This is a genomic window from Colwellia sp. MB3u-41 (assembly GCF_014076845.1).
In the GTDB taxonomy this organism is placed as follows: domain Bacteria; phylum Pseudomonadota; class Gammaproteobacteria; order Enterobacterales; family Alteromonadaceae; genus Colwellia_A.
On record NZ_JACGUT010000084.1, the window covers coordinates 562,013 to 578,814 of the forward strand.

Annotated in this window: 11 protein-coding genes; 3 read left to right on the forward strand and 8 right to left on the reverse strand. The window is 39.0% G+C overall.

Annotated features, from left to right (window positions below):
* Window positions 1-14 precede the first annotated feature (14 nt).
* Window positions 15-1,367: a dicarboxylate/amino acid:cation symporter gene (locus H4J73_RS19190; protein ID WP_182182065.1), complete on the reverse strand. Its 1,353-nt coding sequence runs from the start codon at window positions 1,365-1,367 to the stop codon at window positions 15-17.
* 171 nt (window positions 1,368-1,538) lie between these two features.
* Here H4J73_RS19190 and H4J73_RS19195 point away from each other — a divergent pair, with 171 nt between their 5' ends.
* Window positions 1,539-4,256, forward strand: a complete 2,718-nt coding sequence (locus tag H4J73_RS19195) for a hypothetical protein (RefSeq protein ID WP_182182066.1) — start codon at window positions 1,539-1,541, stop codon at window positions 4,254-4,256.
* A 72-nt stretch (window positions 4,257-4,328) separates the two neighbouring features.
* On the opposite strand, the gene H4J73_RS19200 is transcribed toward H4J73_RS19195, so the two are convergent.
* Window positions 4,329-5,441, reverse strand: a complete 1,113-nt coding sequence (locus H4J73_RS19200) for an arginase family protein (RefSeq protein ID WP_182182067.1) — start codon at window positions 5,439-5,441, stop codon at window positions 4,329-4,331.
* Between the two features lie 398 nt (window positions 5,442-5,839).
* Between H4J73_RS19200 and topA the strand changes: the two genes are divergently transcribed.
* Together topA and H4J73_RS19210 are read left to right on the forward strand one after the other, a co-directional pair.
* A complete protein-coding gene (topA, locus tag H4J73_RS19205; RefSeq protein ID WP_182182068.1) occupies window positions 5,840-8,539 on the forward strand; it encodes a type I DNA topoisomerase in 2,700 nt (899 codons plus the stop codon).
* Between the two features lie 250 nt (window positions 8,540-8,789).
* Entirely contained in the window at window positions 8,790-10,865 is a 2,076-nt protein-coding gene (locus tag H4J73_RS19210; protein ID WP_182182069.1) for a fused MFS/spermidine synthase, read from the forward strand.
* 54 nt (window positions 10,866-10,919) lie between these two features.
* Here H4J73_RS19210 and H4J73_RS19215 read toward each other — a convergent pair whose 3' ends face one another.
* The 6 genes from H4J73_RS19215 to rsxC form a co-directional block, all read right to left on the reverse strand.
* Entirely contained in the window at window positions 10,920-11,339 is a 420-nt protein-coding gene (locus H4J73_RS19215; RefSeq protein WP_182182070.1) for a VOC family protein, read from the reverse strand.
* Between the two features lie 194 nt (window positions 11,340-11,533).
* On the reverse strand, window positions 11,534-12,196 hold the full coding sequence (gene nth / locus H4J73_RS19220) for an endonuclease III (protein WP_182223380.1): 663 nt from the start codon (window positions 12,194-12,196) through the stop codon (window positions 11,534-11,536).
* A 20-nt stretch (window positions 12,197-12,216) separates the two neighbouring features.
* On the reverse strand, window positions 12,217-12,924 hold the full coding sequence (locus H4J73_RS19225; protein WP_182182072.1) for an electron transport complex subunit E: 708 nt from the start codon (window positions 12,922-12,924) through the stop codon (window positions 12,217-12,219).
* Between the two features lie 2 nt (window positions 12,925-12,926).
* Window positions 12,927-13,589 carry an electron transport complex subunit RsxG gene (rsxG, locus tag H4J73_RS19230; RefSeq protein ID WP_182223381.1) on the reverse strand — a complete coding sequence of 221 codons (663 nt, stop codon included), beginning with the start codon at window positions 13,587-13,589 and terminating at the stop codon, window positions 12,927-12,929.
* Window positions 13,589-14,665, reverse strand: coding sequence for an electron transport complex subunit RsxD (gene rsxD / locus H4J73_RS19235; RefSeq protein ID WP_182182074.1), 1,077 nt, complete (start codon window positions 14,663-14,665; stop codon window positions 13,589-13,591). The genes rsxG and rsxD overlap by 1 nt, the downstream gene beginning before the upstream one ends.
* A gap of 4 nt (window positions 14,666-14,669) precedes the next feature.
* A complete protein-coding gene (gene rsxC / locus H4J73_RS19240) occupies window positions 14,670-16,799 on the reverse strand; it encodes an electron transport complex subunit RsxC (protein ID WP_182182075.1) in 2,130 nt (709 codons plus the stop codon).
* Window positions 16,800-16,802: the final 3 nt, after the last annotated feature.

Here is a 16,802-nt window from a genome sequence, read left to right on the forward strand (position 1 = left end):
TGAGGTTAAATGTGTTAACTGTCACTTTGATTTTTATCTAAATGATGAAAATCAATATTCTCAATTTTACTACCGGCATTGTCATTATAAAAAACCTCTTCATCAAACTGGTTTTCAGATTTAGCGACTACAATCGATACCATGCTATCACCGGTAACATTCACTGCCGTTCTGGTCATATCAAGTAAGCGGTCCACACCGATAATTAAGCCAATACCTTCAACAGGTAAGCCTACTTGGTCTAATACCATGGCAAGCATTATTAAACCGACTCCTGGAACCCCAGCGGTACCTATCGATGCAAGTGTAGCGGTAAGTATTACCATTAAATATTGGCTAAACGTTAAATCGACATTAAATACTTGCGCAATAAATACGGTGGCAACACCTTGCATGATAGCGGTACCATCCATATTAATGGTTGCACCTAATGGTACCGTAAACGAAGCGATTGAATTTTTAACACCCATTTTTTTTGTCACGGTTTCTAGTGTCACGGGTATAGTTGCATTACTGCTGGCGGTAGAAAATGCAAAGATAACGGTATCACGCATTTTTCTTAAAAAGGTAATAGGGCTCAAGCCTGTCATTACTTTTAAGATAGTCGAATAAGTAACTGTTGCATGCAATATTAACGCAAAGAAAACCACTAAAAAATAGATCATTAGGTTCTTGAAAATATCAATCGACATATCAGTGAACAAACTCGCTAATAAACAGAAGACACCGTATGGGGCAAGATTCATTAAGATAGTGACCAAGCGCATAATAACTGTACTCATGTCTTCAAATAAGCTAGCTACACGTTCGCCAGCTTTACCTGAGAGCGCAATGGCAATACCAAACAGTAAGGCAAAGACAATGACTTGTAGCATATTGCCTTTTGCAAAAGCTTCAAACGGGTTACTCGGGAACATTTGAATAAAAACTTGCGCTAACGATGGCGCTTCTTTACTGGCGAAAGTTGTGTCTGAGGCCATGTTGACCCCTTCACCTGGGCTTATTAATAACGCTAAAAACATCGCGAAGCTAATGGCTATTGCTGTAGTGATTAAATAAAGGGCAATAGCTTTACCGCCAATGCGGCCAAGTTTTGTCGTGTCTTTTAATGAACAAGTGCCACAGATAAGGGATACAAAAACAAGTGGAACAACCAGCATTTTCAAACTTGAAATGAAAATTTGCCCAATGACTTCAAAAATCCCGTCAACCAAAAATGATCGTAATGAAATTTCAAAGAAATAGAGAGGGATAACAAAGTCTGATTTGTTTGGCATCAGAAATTGTAAGAACACGCCTACTGCGATGCCAGCAAGCATACCAGTAACGATTCTAGCGGTTAAACTAGCTTTTTTTTTATCAGTCATAAAGAAATGCAACGTTATTTTTTATTATAAATTATGAAGAGTAGATTAACAGGTAATTCATTGATTAAAAAGCTATTGATTAAAAAGCAACTATAGCGCTATTTTTAATGAAATTTTTATAATATAAGTTACTATTAATGAAGATGTAATTAAAAATTAAGGGATACTTGCATGGCACAACTTAAACGTTTGGGTTTTTGGATTTTATTTATCACGCTAAGTGGCTGTGGTGGAAGTGGAGATGGCGGCTTGTCTCGAGTTGAAACACCTGTTGAAGGTGGTTCGGTCGTGAGTACACTTTTATTAAATATTTCTGATACGACCGTTACGGGTGCTGCACCGGTTATCGTTACCGCGACTGTCATGCAAGGCGCTTTGCCCGTAACCAATAGAGCGGTTACTTTTACGACAACTTTAGGCGTTTTTTCGCCATCGTCTGGCTCGGCATTAACCAATGACAACGGTGAAGCGACTATCACGTTAACCGCGGGGAGTGTTCGTGGTGCGGGTGAAATATCCGCTTCTCTTTCCTCTGGTGAAACCTCTAGCGTTCCATTAGGCTTTAAAACACAAGGTGATGATATTGGTATTGTTGGTGATATCAATATCAGTGTCACTTTAATAGACGGAGAAGGGGCCTCTACTGATACGGTAACGTCATCAAAACCTGCGAGAGTAATCGCGACTATTGATGGTATTAGCGCACCTTTAATCGTTACTTTTAGTTCAACAGTTGGCGACATACCGATCCCATCGGCGATAACTAATGCCGACAATCAAGCCATTGTTGATATTTATGCTGGAGACTCATTAGGTGCGGGCACTGTGACAGCTTCTATTACTAGTGGTGAAACCGGGCAAGTATTATTAGTTGTTGGCTCTTCTACTGTTGAAATTGGTAGCGGTGACCCGTTTGTGGAAGGTGTTGCTGATATAAGTCTAGATACCATTTCTGCAGGGGGAACAACCGTTGTTTCTGTGATTATTATTGACGACCAAGGTAATAACTTTGCTGAGCCTGTCGATATAGAATTTTCCTCTAGCTGTACCAGTCAAACAATACCAACAGCCACATTAAGTTCGCCGGTAACAACATCTAATGGCGTTGCTACCAGTACTTATTTAGCGAAAGGTTGTATTGGGGAAGATCAAATTAATGTCACCGCCAATGCAGGGGGGATAAATTTATCAGCTAACGGAATGGTCACCGTTTTACCTGCGGATGCTGGTAGCATAGAGTTTGTTTCAGCAACACCTGAATATATTTCTATTCTAGGAACAGGTAGTACGGAACGACCTGAAAGCTCTACCATTATTTTTAGAGTATTAGATACCAATGGTAATCCTATAAACAATAGTGATGTTGATTTTTCTCTAAATACAGATGTAGGTGGTATGAATGTTATTCCTACCAGTGCTACTACAGATAATAATGGTTTAGTGCAAACTGTTGTGAATTCTGGTTCGGTTTCTCATGCGGTTGTTGTTACCGCTAGTATTCGAGACACCAATCCCCTTATTTCCACACAATCAAGTAATTTAATTGTATCGACGGGGATTCCAGACCAGGACAGTTTTACCCTAGGAGCTGATATATTAAACCCAGAAGCATGGAATCTAACTGGCACCGAAGTTATTGTTACTGCTCGTTTAGCTGATGCTTTTAATAATCCACCTCCTCCTACAGTGGTTTACTTTACTACAGAGGGTGGCTCAATAGGTAATTCATCAGCTGAAAAGCAATGCACAACAGATGATAGTGGAGCGTGCTTCGTAATTTGGCGAAGCCAAAACCCTCGTCCTGAAGGGCATATATTGGTTGATTTAAACAACCCATTACATGCACCTGAAAATATAAATACAATGGGACAAAGATATGGAGGTAGGGCAACTGTTTTAGCTACAACTATTGGAGAAGAGTCTTTTCCTGATCTAAATGGTAATGGTCGCTTTGATGTTTGTGAAGTCAAGGCCTTTAATGGAGGCACAGGTAAACCTTGTAATGCTGATGGCAGCATAAATGAAGCTGGAGCAGATATAATTTACTCAGGTAATGATGTTTCTGGCCAACCTTATGATTTACCCGAAGCCTTTTCTGACTATAACGAAGATCAAGTCTTTAATCCAAGTGATGGCAGTGGGGATATTGGAGGAGAACTAGAGGAACCTTCAGATTTTAACGCTAATGGACTCTACGATGGCAAAGATGGGTTATATAACGGTGTATTATGTGCCATACCTAATCATGCAGGCTGTTCCGCGCAAAAATCACTTGATGTTAGAGGGCAATTGGTATTAGTAATGTCCGGCAGTAACCCGAGAGTGTGCATTGCGACTACGTCAGATAATTCATCGACGGTTGTTAATTTTTTGAGAGTTGATGAAGGTACTAGTGGTGATATCCGTGTTAAGACGGAATTTAATTCAGATCTTGTTCAGACACCCAAAGTGGCTGATGAGGATGCAATAATCATTGCGCGCAAAAACGGCCTATGTAGTGCTAATGTTGTCTCTATCGAAATATCGAATGATTGGGATAATGATTCGGGTACCACGGATACTCTTGAAACGCATAATTATATTGATAGCCGTTATGACAACACAGTCTACATCAAGGGTGAAAATACTGGCTCTGTATCTGTTACTATTTCTGATTTACATAACCAACCAATGCCAGTTGGAACCACCATAAAGTTTACTGCAACGGCTGGCACTATCGTTGGTCCTAGCGATTTTACTTGGCCAAACGATAATAATAATGGCGGCGCTACTTATGCTGTGAGTATTAAAGGTGAGAAAGAAGCTAAAGCAGGGGTGTTAATTATGGAAGTAACAACACCTAATGGACTCACTACTTTTTTTTCAGAAACTAAAATAGATATTCAGTAGTAAAATTTAGACAATAAAAAAGCTCCTAAGGGAGCTTTTTTATTGTCTAAAAATGATAGTTACAACGAATAGCTATTTGGCCTTAGCCATCTCGGCTAATAAGAATGCTGATATTTCAGCGCCAGCCGCTAATGTTTTGTCTCGACTTTCTTTTCCTAAACCTGTGCTGTCAGTAAAAGGAGCAATTTCCATCATGTCGGCACCGGTAATACGGTATTTCGCCGCTAAAGCGCGAAGAATATCCATTGTTTCATTTTGAAATAAACCGTCGGGCTCTGGTGTGCCTGTCGCAGCAGCGACAGTTTCATCGAGCGCATCAATATCAAAGCTGACATAAAGCTCATCGATATTTTCATCTTGTAATTGCGCTAAAATATTTTCAATGATTTTTTCAACACCCAGCTCTTTCACTTCATGAGCCCAATGCTGTCTGACACCAAAAGTGCTTTCCCAGTGAGATTTTGGACGACCGCTCGATCGAATACCAACTTGAATCAAATGATGTTTTTCATGTAAATCATCTAAAATATGGGTACACCAAGAGCCAAAGCATAAATCGATACCTAAGCGTTCAACCAACAAATCAGTGTGGGCATCAAAATGAATAATAGCTGCACGGATGCCACGTTTTTTCTTCGCTTGTAAATAAGCTTTTGTTAACGGATAGCTTACTGAGTGATCACCGCCAATACCGAAAATACCTTTCTCAGGAAACTCAGCATAAAAATCGTGTAATACATCTTCAGTAATGGTTAATGGGCTAACCGCATAAGGGCTGTTTTCATCTTTATAAAGTGCTTTTCTACAGTTAGATAGTGTGGCTTCATTTAAATATTTGTCATGAAGTAAATGAGGAATAACACGCACATCTCCTATGTCAAATGCTTCAAGGTCAGGATACTGTTCAAGTAAGGCTGAACGTACAAATAATGGTCCCCAGTTTGCACCACGTAAAATTCCACCACCACAATCAGAGGCTACACCTAAGATAACAGCATTTGATGCATCAGGAAGCTTGTTTAAAGAGTCTTTCCATAAATTATCAATATCGGTTGATTGGCCAAATAATGCTTGATGCAGTTGCTCTTTACGCTCTTTAGCGGTATTGACGGTAAAAACCCCATTACCTGCAGGGCATAGACAGTTGGCAAGTTTTTCCTGTAAATTGGTCCATGAAGTTGTCATATATTTATACTCTTGTTATTTATCCCTTTCATGCTATTTATTAATAGTAAAGGAATAGTGTTTTACATAGGTGTTTTTAGGTTTTATTTTCTGAATAATTGAATTAGATAAAGAATTCAATTATCGTCAGCACCTAAAATTTTATTAGATTTATATTGTGATGAGACTGAAATATTGATGGCATTATAACGAAAATAGCTTAATTAGGCGATGTTATTAAAAATAATAACTTGTCAGCTTGGTTATTTACCGATATATCTAATAGGAATTCTAATTTCAATGATTTATGGTTTAATTGCGCTAAAAATGAGTTGCTCGGCTAATTTTTAGACAGTTATAACCGAAATGTAATTATACTGGCAAAAAAAATAGCCAGTGACGTAGGAAAGTATATATATATGGCAAAATCTCTGGTTATTGTCGAATCACCAGCCAAAGCGAAGACAATTAACAAATATCTTGGTAAAGACTTTATTGTGAAATCTAGTGTTGGTCATGTTCGTGATCTTCCTCATAGCAGTACAGGTAAAAAAGTTGCTGCAAAATCTCCTGCTGAAGTCAGAAAAATGGCACCAGCAGCAAAAGCGAAATATAAAGCTAAACGTGATAAGCAAGCACTTGTTAACCGTATGGGTATTGATCCTGAAAACGATTGGGAAGCAAATTATCAAATACTTGAAGGTAAAGAAAAAGTTGTTGCTGAATTAATCAAACTTGCCGGCTCAGCCGACACTATCTATCTCGCAACCGATTTGGATCGCGAGGGTGAAGCGATTGCCTGGCACTTAAAAGAAATTATTGGTGGTGATGACAGCAAGTTTAAACGTGTTGTTTTTAATGAAATAACCGAAAATGCTATCCAGCAAGCTTTTTCTACCCCAGGTGAATTAAGCATGCCTGGCGTTAACGCACAACAAGCGCGACGCTTTCTTGACCGCGTCGTTGGCTTTATGGTGAGTCCATTATTGTGGAAGAAAGTTGCTCGCGGTTTGTCTGCAGGTCGTGTGCAGTCGGTAGCCGTAAAGTTAGTTGTTGAAAAAGAACGTGAAATTAAGGCGTTTGATCCAAAAGAATTTTGGGAAATTACCGCAGATACAAAAACAGCCTCAGGGTTAGACTTTCCATTAGATGTTACCCATGAAAATGGTAAAGCGTTTAAACCTACCAATGAAACCGATACAAATAAAGCATTAGCAACCTTAAAAAGTGCGGCATATACCGTTGATAAACGAGACGATAAACCATCAAAAAGTACGCCATCTGCTCCTTTTATTACGTCGACGCTGCAACAAGCGGCGAGTACTAAATTAGGTTTTGGCGTCAAACGTACTATGGGCTTGGCACAGCGCTTATATGAAGCCGGTCATATTACTTATATGCGAACGGATTCAACCAATTTAAGTAAAGATGCTGTTGAAATGTGTCGTGGCTATATTGCGAAGAATTTTGGTGAGAATTACTTACCTGAAAAAGCAAAAGTTTATAACAGTAAATCTGGTGCGCAAGAGGCTCATGAAGCGATTCGTCCGTCAAATGTTAAAATAGAATCTGCTTTTATGGACGGTATCGAAGCGGATGCTAAAAAACTGTACGATCTTATTTGGCGTCAATTTGTCGCTTGTCAAATGACGGCAGCACGTTATACCGTCAGTACGATTACGGTTGGTGCTTCAGGCTTTGATTTAAAAGCCAAAGGTCGCGTAATGCAATTTGACGGTTGGACAAGAGTTCATCCGCAATTATCAAAAGGTGATGATAAGCACTTACCTGATTTGTCGGTGGGTGAAGTATTAACCCTTGAACAATTAAACCCTGCTCAGCATTTTACTAAACCGCCTGCACGTTTTGGCGAAGCATCATTAGTTAAAGAATTAGAAAAACGTTCAATTGGTCGTCCTTCAACGTATGCATCAATAATCTCGACTATTCAAGACCGTGGTTATGCGCGCTTGGATAAAAAGCGTTTTTACGCTGAAAAAATGGGTGAAATTGTCACTGACAGTTTATCTGAAAGCTTCAAAGACTTAATGAACTATGATTTTACCGCCAACATGGAACAAGAGCTTGATGAAGTGGCTGAGGGGAAAACCAATTGGAAAGAAGTACTTAACGGTTTTTATAAAAACTTTACTAAACAATTAAGTCAAGCTGACATGCCAACTGAAGAAGGTGGTATGCGCAACAATGAGCCGGTATTAACCGATATTGATTGCCCAACGTGTGGTCGTAAAATGGGGATCCGCACGGCTTCTACAGGAGTGTTTTTAGGTTGTTCTGGTTATGCTTTACCACCGAAAGAACGCTGTACGCAAACCATGAACCTTACTTCAGGTGAAGAAGCCGTTAGTGTATTAGTTGAAGACCAAGAAACAGATGCCTTACGTGCCATGCGACGCTGTGATAAATGTAGTACGGCGATGGACAGTTACTTGATTGATGAAACACGTAAATTACATGTGTGTGGTAACAATCCTGTTTGTGATGGTATTGAAGTTGAAAAGGGCGAGTTTAAAATTAAGGGTTATGACGGTCCTATTTTAGAATGTGATCGTTGTGAAGCTGAAATGGAACTCAAGTCAGGTCGTTTTGGTAAGTATTTTGATTGTACCAATGCTGAATGTAAAAACACCCGTAAGTTATTAGCGAGTGGTGAAGCGGCTCCTCCGAAAGAAGACCCTGTTCAGTTACCTGAATTACCTTGTGAAAAGTCGGAAGCACATTTTGTTTTACGTGACGGCGCCGCAGGTATTTTCTTAGCAGCGAATACTTTCCCACGTTCAAGAGAAACACGCGCACCTAAAGTTGAAGAGTTACAACGTTTTAGAGATAGAATTTCGAGTAAATTTTATTATTTAGCCGATGCTCCAGCTAAAGATCCAGACGGTAACTTAGCTGTTGTACGTTATAGTCGTAAAACAAAAGAACAATATGTAATGACCGAACTTGCACCTGAAGCGGAAGGCGCAAAACCTAAAGCAACGGGGTGGAATGCAAAGTATGTTGAAGGTAAATGGGTTGAAGAAGCAAAGAAAAAAGTAAAACTCAAAGCCAAAGCCAAAGCAAAGCCCAAAGCGAAACCAAAGGCAAAAGCTGAATAATCAATTTAGCTGATAATAAAAAAAGCGCTATGTAGCGCTTTTTTTATGTACAGGAAGTGCGGTCCGCTTTTTGTTCCGGACAAAAGCTTAGTACCTACATCTGTATAGGCAATGTCATGATCACATGGATGTGAAAGAATGACGATGTACAGGAAGTACGCTCACTAAGTCTCATTGAGTACTGATTTCTTAAGCCTAGCTATATTATTCAATACTCGGTCTATATTGACGATTAAGAGAAACATATTAAATGCTATATTTAGCGATTATTTTTTTAAGTGCTTTTTTATTATTTCAAGTACAGCCACTCATTGCTAAATTAATTCTGCCTTATTTTGGTGGTGGAGCAGCTGTTTGGACCGCATGCTTGTTATTCTTTCAAGCCTTTTTATTTTTGGGGTATTTCTACGCACATTGCTTAACGCACCTTAAGTCAGTAAAAAAACAGTTAAGTATTCATTTAATATTGATTGTCTGTAGTGTGTTATTTCTTCCTATTGGCATTCAAAGTTTGGGCACTTTTTCACCGTCCACTTCGCCTCTCCACAATATATTGTTGTTATTAACCATTTCAATAGGTTTACCTTATTTTATTTTGTCGTCAACGGGTCCGTTAATACAGCGATGGTTAACGTATATCGAAGTAGGCAAACTTCCTTATCAATTATATTCATTATCTAATTTAGGCTCATTGCTGGCGCTAATAAGCTTTCCTTTTCTGTTTGAGCCACTTTTTTCTACAACTCAGCAATCGAACTATTGGACTTTGGGTTATGTAATATATTCATTGATGATGGTAACTCTACTGTGGAAAATGTCGAAATTATCATTGAGTTCTCAACAGGTACATACGCGTGACAAAAAGGTTAAAAACCATGATAGCGCCTCGTTACTTGATAAAACTTTATGGATAGCCCTTGCTATGGTTGGGGTGATTTTATTAGTGGCAACCACGAATGCAATGACGCAAAATGTTCCACCGGTCCCCTTTTTATGGATACTTCCCCTTTGTTTATACCTTCTTACTTTTATTATTAGTTTTCATAGCCCTAAATGGTATGTGCGTGAATATTGGTTTGCGTTATTTGTACTTACTGCTTGCTTGGCATTGTTGATGTATTTTATTGGATCTGGGTTCGATATTATTTCACAAGTTGTTATTTATGCGAGCATTCTATTTATTGCATGTATGATTTGCCATGGTGAGTTAGCGCGTTTAAAACCACAAGTTGAACAGTTAACTTTATTTTATTTATTTATGTCACTGGGCGGATTTTTGGGCAGTGCTTTTGTCGCTTTTATTGCGCAAAATATCTTTGATCAATTCTTAGAGTTCCCTTTGGCTATTATTGGTGTCTTTGTCCTTTTAGCATTGAGTATTTATTCACAACAGCGAACTCGTCTTAAAAAGCAAACGTGGTTAGTAACAAGTAATCTCATTTTAGCTATAAGTTTTATGGGGGGATTATTCTATTTGAATACCCTTTTTATTAAAACAAATGTAGCGAGTGAGCGTAACTTTTACGGTATTTTAAGTGTTAAAGATGTTGAAATTAACAATAAAATTCAACGTCGTTTGATTGATGGAACGACATCGCACGGCACACAATCTTTAGAAAGTGGAGAAGAGACTATTCCGCTAAGTTATTATAGAAAAAATACCGGTGTTGCTCTTGTGCTCGAACAACTCACAAAACAGAGGTTAGACGAGGGCAGGCATCAAAAGATCAATGCCGGTTTTGTTGGCTTGGGTGCTGGAACTTTAGCTGCCTATGGTAATGAAGGTGACCACTATGTTTTTTATGAATTAAATCCTGCGGTTATCTTTGCAGCACAAAACTACTTTAGCTACCTAAAAGATTCTGCTGCTAACATTGAGCTGGTGCTAGGGGACGGTCGGGTGAGCTTACAGAAACAGTTAGATGATTTAGGCAGTCAGCAGTTTGATACTTTAGTGATTGACGCTTTTTCTGGTGACTCTATTCCACAGCATCTATTAACACAAGAAGCCTTATTACTGTATTTTAAGCACTTAAAGCATGATGGTGTGCTGGCGATACATATTTCGAATTCACACTTAAATTTAACGCCTTTAGTGCGTGGGTTAGCGAGCGTTTTAAATAAAGAAATTATTTATGTTGAAACGAATGCAAATAAAGAGAACGAACATAATGTTCAGTGGGTTTTGTTGACGAATAATCGATTGTTTTTAGATAATGCTCGAATAAAAGTCTATCGGCGTGATTGGCCAGCAGAAAGCGTAGATCAAAATAAAAAGGTAGTTTGGACCGACGAACACAGTGATTTATTGTCTGTGCTTAAATGATAATTCACCCGCTTGTTAAACCATCGGTTATCGACAAGAGGGTGATAGATAAACCTACCAGCTACCTATATTTTCCATACTTAACCAAGGCTCTTGTGGGGCTAATGACTCGTCTTTTTGTAATAACTCAATGGATATGCCATCTGGTGATTTTACGAAAGCCATATGGCCGTCTCGTGGTGGACGATTAATAATAACCCCAGCTGCCATAAGCTTCTCGCAGGTTTTATAGATATCAGCAACCTCGAAAGCTAAATGACCAAAGTTTCTACCCGCTGTATAGTCTTCCTGAGAATCCCAGTTATGCGTCAGTTCAATTTCAGGAGCGCCAATTTCTGTGGCAAGAAATATTAATGAAAATTTTCCTTTAGGTATATCAACACGCTTTGTTTCAATGAGGCCTAGCTGATTGATATAGAAATTGAGAGACTTTTCTAAGTCATGAACGCGCACCATAGTATGTAAAAATTTCATCTTGATCCTGTTTGCTTAGTTAGTAAAGCTAAATTCTTTACAGCATCAAAATATTTGTTTGATACGCTATAAGAAATTATGGTTAATAATAGTAAGTGAATGCTATAAATAGAGGGTATTTTATTTATTATCATAATTAAAGCCTAATCCTCTTAATTATTTATAAACTTAAAAATCAATTGACTTTATTAGCCCTACTCACTAGTTTTTTCTTTAAAGCCACATAAATCTTCAATAATACAAGAGCCACAACGAGGGGTTCTTGCTATGCAAGTATAACGACCATGGAGAATAAACCAGTGGTGTAAATTATAAAAAAATTCACTTTTTCTTGGCGTATTCTTAATAATGTTTTTTTCTGTTTCTTCAACAGTTTTACCTTTTGCGTAACCCGTACGATTTGCGAGTCGTTGAATATGGGTATCCACAGCAATAAAGTATTTTCCTTCATTATCTTTTAACTGACCAAAAGCCGTATTTAACACAACATTAGCCGTTTTTCTGCCAACGCCGGGTAAGGCTTCTAGTGCTGCTCTATTTTCAGGTACTTCACCGCTATGCAAGTTGACCAGCATTTGGCAAGTTTTTAAAGTATTGGCAGCTTTAGTATTAAACAAACCAATGGTCTTTATATAAAACTTCAAACCATCAAGCCCTAAATCAATAATAGCTTGAGGCGTATTAGCAACAGGGTAAAGCTTCGCTGTCGCTTTATTAACACCGACATCAGTTGACTGTGCTGAAAGTAGTACAGCGATTAACAGTTCAAAAGGTGAAGAAAAGTTAAGTTCAGTGGTCGGATGAGGGTTATTATCTCGTAAACGAGTTAATATTTCTAAACGCTGCACTTTATTCATAATTGTTTTCTTTATGATTGTTATTTTTCATCAAAATTGACACGAACACGGGAAATTTCGTGATTTTCTGTTTTAGGTTTAGCAGCCGCTACTCGATCGTCAATCGCATTTTTTAAAGCAATAAATAACCCCATCACAATAAAAGCACCAGGGGGCAGTATTGCCAGTAAGAATTGGCTATCGAGCGTATAGACTTCGATACGCAATATACTTGCCCATTCTCCAAGTAATAAAGTCGCACCATCAAACAATGTTCCTTGACCAAGTACTTCTCTTACGGCCCCTAACAACATCAGTATTAATAAAAAACCTAGGCCCATCATTAATCCGTCAAAACTTGCTTGTTTGATGGGGTTTTTAGAGGCGTATGCCTCAGCTCGACCAATAATCGCACAATTGGTGACGATCAAGGGGAGAAATATACCTAATGATTGATACAAACCAAAGGTATAGGCATTCATGAGTAGTTGTACACAGGTAACAAAAGACGCAATGATTAACACAAAAATAGGGATCCTAATTTCTTTAGGTACCCACTTACGAATGGCCGATACGGTCGTATTTGAACAAATAAGTACAAATAAAGTTGCTAGCCCTAAACCAATCGCGTTTGTTAACGTTGAAGTGACTGCCAGTAATGGACACAAGCCTAAAAGTTGTACGATACCAGGGTTGTTTTTCCATAAACCTTGCCAAGCTAATTCTTTATATTCGTCGTTAATTTTCATGACTATTTGGTTCCTTTAGCCGTTTTCTGGCTTGGGCAATTACTGGTAGCTTCAAATAGTTCACTTTGGTGTGCGTTAAAATAGCTAACGGTGTTGCGAACGGCTTTAACGACAGCACGTGGTGTGATAGTGGCCCCGGTGAATTGGTCAAACATGCCACCATCTTTTTTCACTAACCAACGGCCATCATTATCATGGGCTAATTTCATGCCGGTAAAGCTGTTTATCCAATCGCTTTTCTTTTCTTCTACTTTATCGCCAAGCCCGGGCGTTTCTTGGTGTTTTAACGTTCTGACACCACTAATACTGCCATCTATATTAATGGCAATAATAAGCTCTATATTTCCGCTGTATCCGTCTGGGGCAACTGTCGTAATAGCTGCAGCGACTGCGCTATCATTTTTTCTTGCACGGTAAACTTTTTGTGGTGAAACCGTACCTAATGCAGCATTTGGCAAAATATAACAGTCTTTATAGATCACATTGTTGTAGCTGTCTTTGGCGATAATACTGTTTAAGTTGCGTAATAATTCTTGTTGTTGTTGCAAGATAATCTGATCTTTAGTGAGTAAGTGGACGACTGCAACAATAGCGGTACAAGCAATAGCAAATAAAGCGAGAATTTTGGCGTTTTTACTGACGGCACTAGTAAGTGAAAGGGCCATTATTCATTTCCTGATTTACTTGGTGAAATATTATGCCCATAGGTACGAGGGCGTGTATATTGATCGATCAATGGTGCTGCCATATTACAAATTAGTACAGCGAATGCTACTCCATCAGGGTAGCCACCGTACTTTCTAATAATGAACACGAGAAAGCCTGCTAATGCGGCAAAAACGATACGCCCTTTAACACTCGTCGCACCGGAAACAGGGTCTGTTAAGATAAAGAACGCTCCAAACATGCATGCGCCGTTAAACCAATGAAACAAAGTTGAAGCATTACTGTCTTGGCTATATAAAAATGCGATTAATGAACATACAAATATGCTTGCTAAAAAACTAAATGGTGTTGCCCAATGAATTGTCTTTTTACCTATTAAGAAGAGACCACCAAGTAAAAACCCAGCACTAACCCATTCCCAACCTACACCAAAATTTTCGCCAATAACCGGGCTTTCCATGCTTTCAGCAATCGTCATTCCCAGTGTTAGGTTTGTTTTTACTGTATCGAGCGGTGTTGCCATAGTATAACCGTCAATATGTGTTCTTAGTTGTTCAACAGAATATCCGTCAATGGTAAAGCCACTAACAATTACAGATAAGGTATCAGCAAAGTTTAAGGGCAATGCCATGAGTTCTAACGGTGGTAGCCATGAAGTCATTTGTAAGGGAAATGAGATTAATAACACCACATAAGCGGCCATTGCAGGATTGAAAGGGTTATGTCCGAGACCACCATAAAGTTGTTTAACAACAATAATAGCAAAGGATGCACCAATCACAGTGATCCACCATGGCGCTATTGCGGGTAAGCTAATGCCGATTAATACCGCGGTTAGAATTGAGCTTCCATCAAATAGTTGCGCCTTTATATTCTTTTCTCGTAAAGACAACACAGTAAACTCTGCCACTAGGGCGGTAATAATGGCGAGTGAAATATGTATTAAATTCCCCCAGCCAAAAAAGTACCATTGGGCAAATACCCCTGGGATCGTGGCATAAATGACTAGACGCATTATTGCTGAGGTTTCACTTTGCACGTGATTATGTGGTGAGCTTGCTATCCAAAAGGCCATAATATTATGTCGACTCTAATTTTGTTTGTTGTTCAGCAAGTTTGCTTGCTTTGGCTTCGGTAACTGTGGCTGCAATTTTCGCTTTTTTATCGTTAACAGGCTTTGCGACCACCTTCGATATAACGGTGTTGTCGTCGAGCGTATTTTTATTCGCAGCTAGTGCGGTATCATTGCTTTTCTCAGCAAGCTTTCTTGCTTTAGCCTTGGCAACTGCGGCAGCAATTTTAGCTTTTTTATCGTCAACAGACTTTTCGACCTGCTTTGATATAACAGTGTTATCGTCGAGCGTATTTTTATTCGTGGCTAGTGCGGTATCATTACTTTTCTCAGTAAGCTTTCTTGCTTTAGCCTTGGCAACTGCGGCAGCAATTTTAGCTTTTTTGTCATTAACAGGCTCGATTGCGATATCATCTGTTGTATCAACTGATACAGATTTTTCTGTTGGTATGTTTTGCTGAGCAGCAAGTTTTTTTGCTTTTGCTCTAGCAATAGCCGCACTTACCTGACTTTTTTGTTCTACGTCTATTGGTGTAACTGTGTGGTCAGCAGTTACGCTATCGCCGATTTTAGTTTGTTGAGCTTTCTTGGCTTTGACGCGTGCTAAAGCCTCAGCAACCGCTGATTTCTCAGTTTTTGCTTGGGGTGTACCTGAGTTCATTCGTACTTTACGTGCTTCGGCTGCTGCTTTGTGCTTTTCTTCTCGTGCTATTTTGTCTCTTGCCAGGCGTTCTTTACGCGCTTCAAACCTTACTTTTGCATGTTCTGCTTTTATATCTAATTGCTTTTGTGTGCGAATTTCAGATTTTGCTACACGATAATAGTGTACTAATGGAATTTGGCTTGGACAAACATACGCACAAGCGCCACATTCGATACAATCGAATAGGTTGAGTTTTTCAAGTTGTGGCTGATCTTTTGCTTTAGCGCTCCACTGTAATTCTTGTGGTAAAAGTTGGCTAGGGCAGACATCACTACATTGCCCACATCGAATGCATTCAATTTCCCCTGTGCCAGTGGAATAAGGTGACGATATCTCTTGCTCACTTGGGGCGAGTACACAGTTGGTTGTTTTTACCACAGGCACTTGATCTGTTGGCAAACTGTAGCCCATCATCGGACCGCCCATAATGATATGCTTTTTATTTTTATTAGCGTAACCACACTGCTCAAGTAAAAAACCTACAGGAGTTCCAAGTAATGACCAGACATTTTGAGGCTTTTTTAAAGCCTGGCCACTAACCGTAACCACTCTTTTTATTAGAGGTATATCGTTTATTACGGCATCAGCAATAGCAAAACAAGTCGCAATATTATGCATAACAATACCTAAAGAACTTGGTAAAACACCAGATGGCACTTCTTGACCTGTTAATATTTGAATGAGTTGTTTTTCACCACCTGTAGGATATTTAGTGGGTACTACACAGACTTGAATATGCTCATTATGGGCGGTTGCTTGTTGTAACACTTTTATTGCTTCGGGTTTGTTTTCTTCAATTCCGATAAGAATATAAGCAGGCGAAAGAATACGGTCGAGTATATTAATACCATCTAAGATTGACGGGCTGTGTTCACGCATTAATAAATCGTCAGCGCTAATATAAGGTTCACACTCGGCGGCATTAATAATAAGAAATTTTATTTTTTCTCGAATACTGACCTTTACTTGTGTAGGGAAGCCCGCGCCACCCATACCTGAAATACCAGCGGACGCAATTTTATCAATTAATTCATTATTTGTTAGTTGATTAAAATCAATACAAATATGGCGTTCTCGCCATTTGTCTTCACCATCAGGCGTAATAAATAAGCATAATTCACTTAGACCTGAAGGATGCGCAATAACCGCATTTTTGACAGCACTAATAGTGCCACTTGTCGGTGCATGAATAGGCACGGCCATTGGGTGCATACTGTGTGTAAGTGCTTGCCCTTTTAATACCTTATCACCAACTTTTACTTGTAACTCACCAGCAATACCGATGTGTTGTTGTAATGGTAATATTAGTTGTTCAGGTATACTAACCGCTCTGATTGGCTTGTCAGTGGTTAAAAACTTTTGTTCAGGAGGGTGAATGCCGCCATGAAAAGTCCAAAAGTTGCCTCGTTTTATACGTTCAATCACTGATCCCACGAA

Bases quoted from the DNA above. Each gene is read 5' to 3' on its own strand.
- H4J73_RS19225 (WP_182182072.1), bottom strand. From the start codon at position 12,924: ATGAAAATTAACGACGAATATAAAGAATTAGCTTGGCAAGGTTTATGG.
- H4J73_RS19195 (WP_182182066.1), top strand. From the start codon at position 1,539: ATGGCACAACTTAAACGTTTGGGTTTTTGGATTTTATTTATCACGCTA.
- nth (WP_182223380.1), bottom strand. From the start codon at position 12,196: ATGAATAAAGTGCAGCGTTTAGAAATATTAACTCGTTTACGAGATAAT.
- topA (WP_182182068.1), top strand. From the start codon at position 5,840: ATGGCAAAATCTCTGGTTATTGTCGAATCACCAGCCAAAGCGAAGACA.
- rsxG (WP_182223381.1), bottom strand. From the start codon at position 13,589: ATGGCCCTTTCACTTACTAGTGCCGTCAGTAAAAACGCCAAAATTCTC.
- H4J73_RS19210 (WP_182182069.1), top strand. From the start codon at position 8,790: ATGCTATATTTAGCGATTATTTTTTTAAGTGCTTTTTTATTATTTCAA.
- H4J73_RS19200 (WP_182182067.1), bottom strand. From the start codon at position 5,441: ATGACAACTTCATGGACCAATTTACAGGAAAAACTTGCCAACTGTCTA.
- rsxD (WP_182182074.1), bottom strand. From the start codon at position 14,665: ATGGCCTTTTGGATAGCAAGCTCACCACATAATCACGTGCAAAGTGAA.
- H4J73_RS19190 (WP_182182065.1), bottom strand. From the start codon at position 1,367: ATGACTGATAAAAAAAAAGCTAGTTTAACCGCTAGAATCGTTACTGGT.
- H4J73_RS19215 (WP_182182070.1), bottom strand. From the start codon at position 11,339: ATGAAATTTTTACATACTATGGTGCGCGTTCATGACTTAGAAAAGTCT.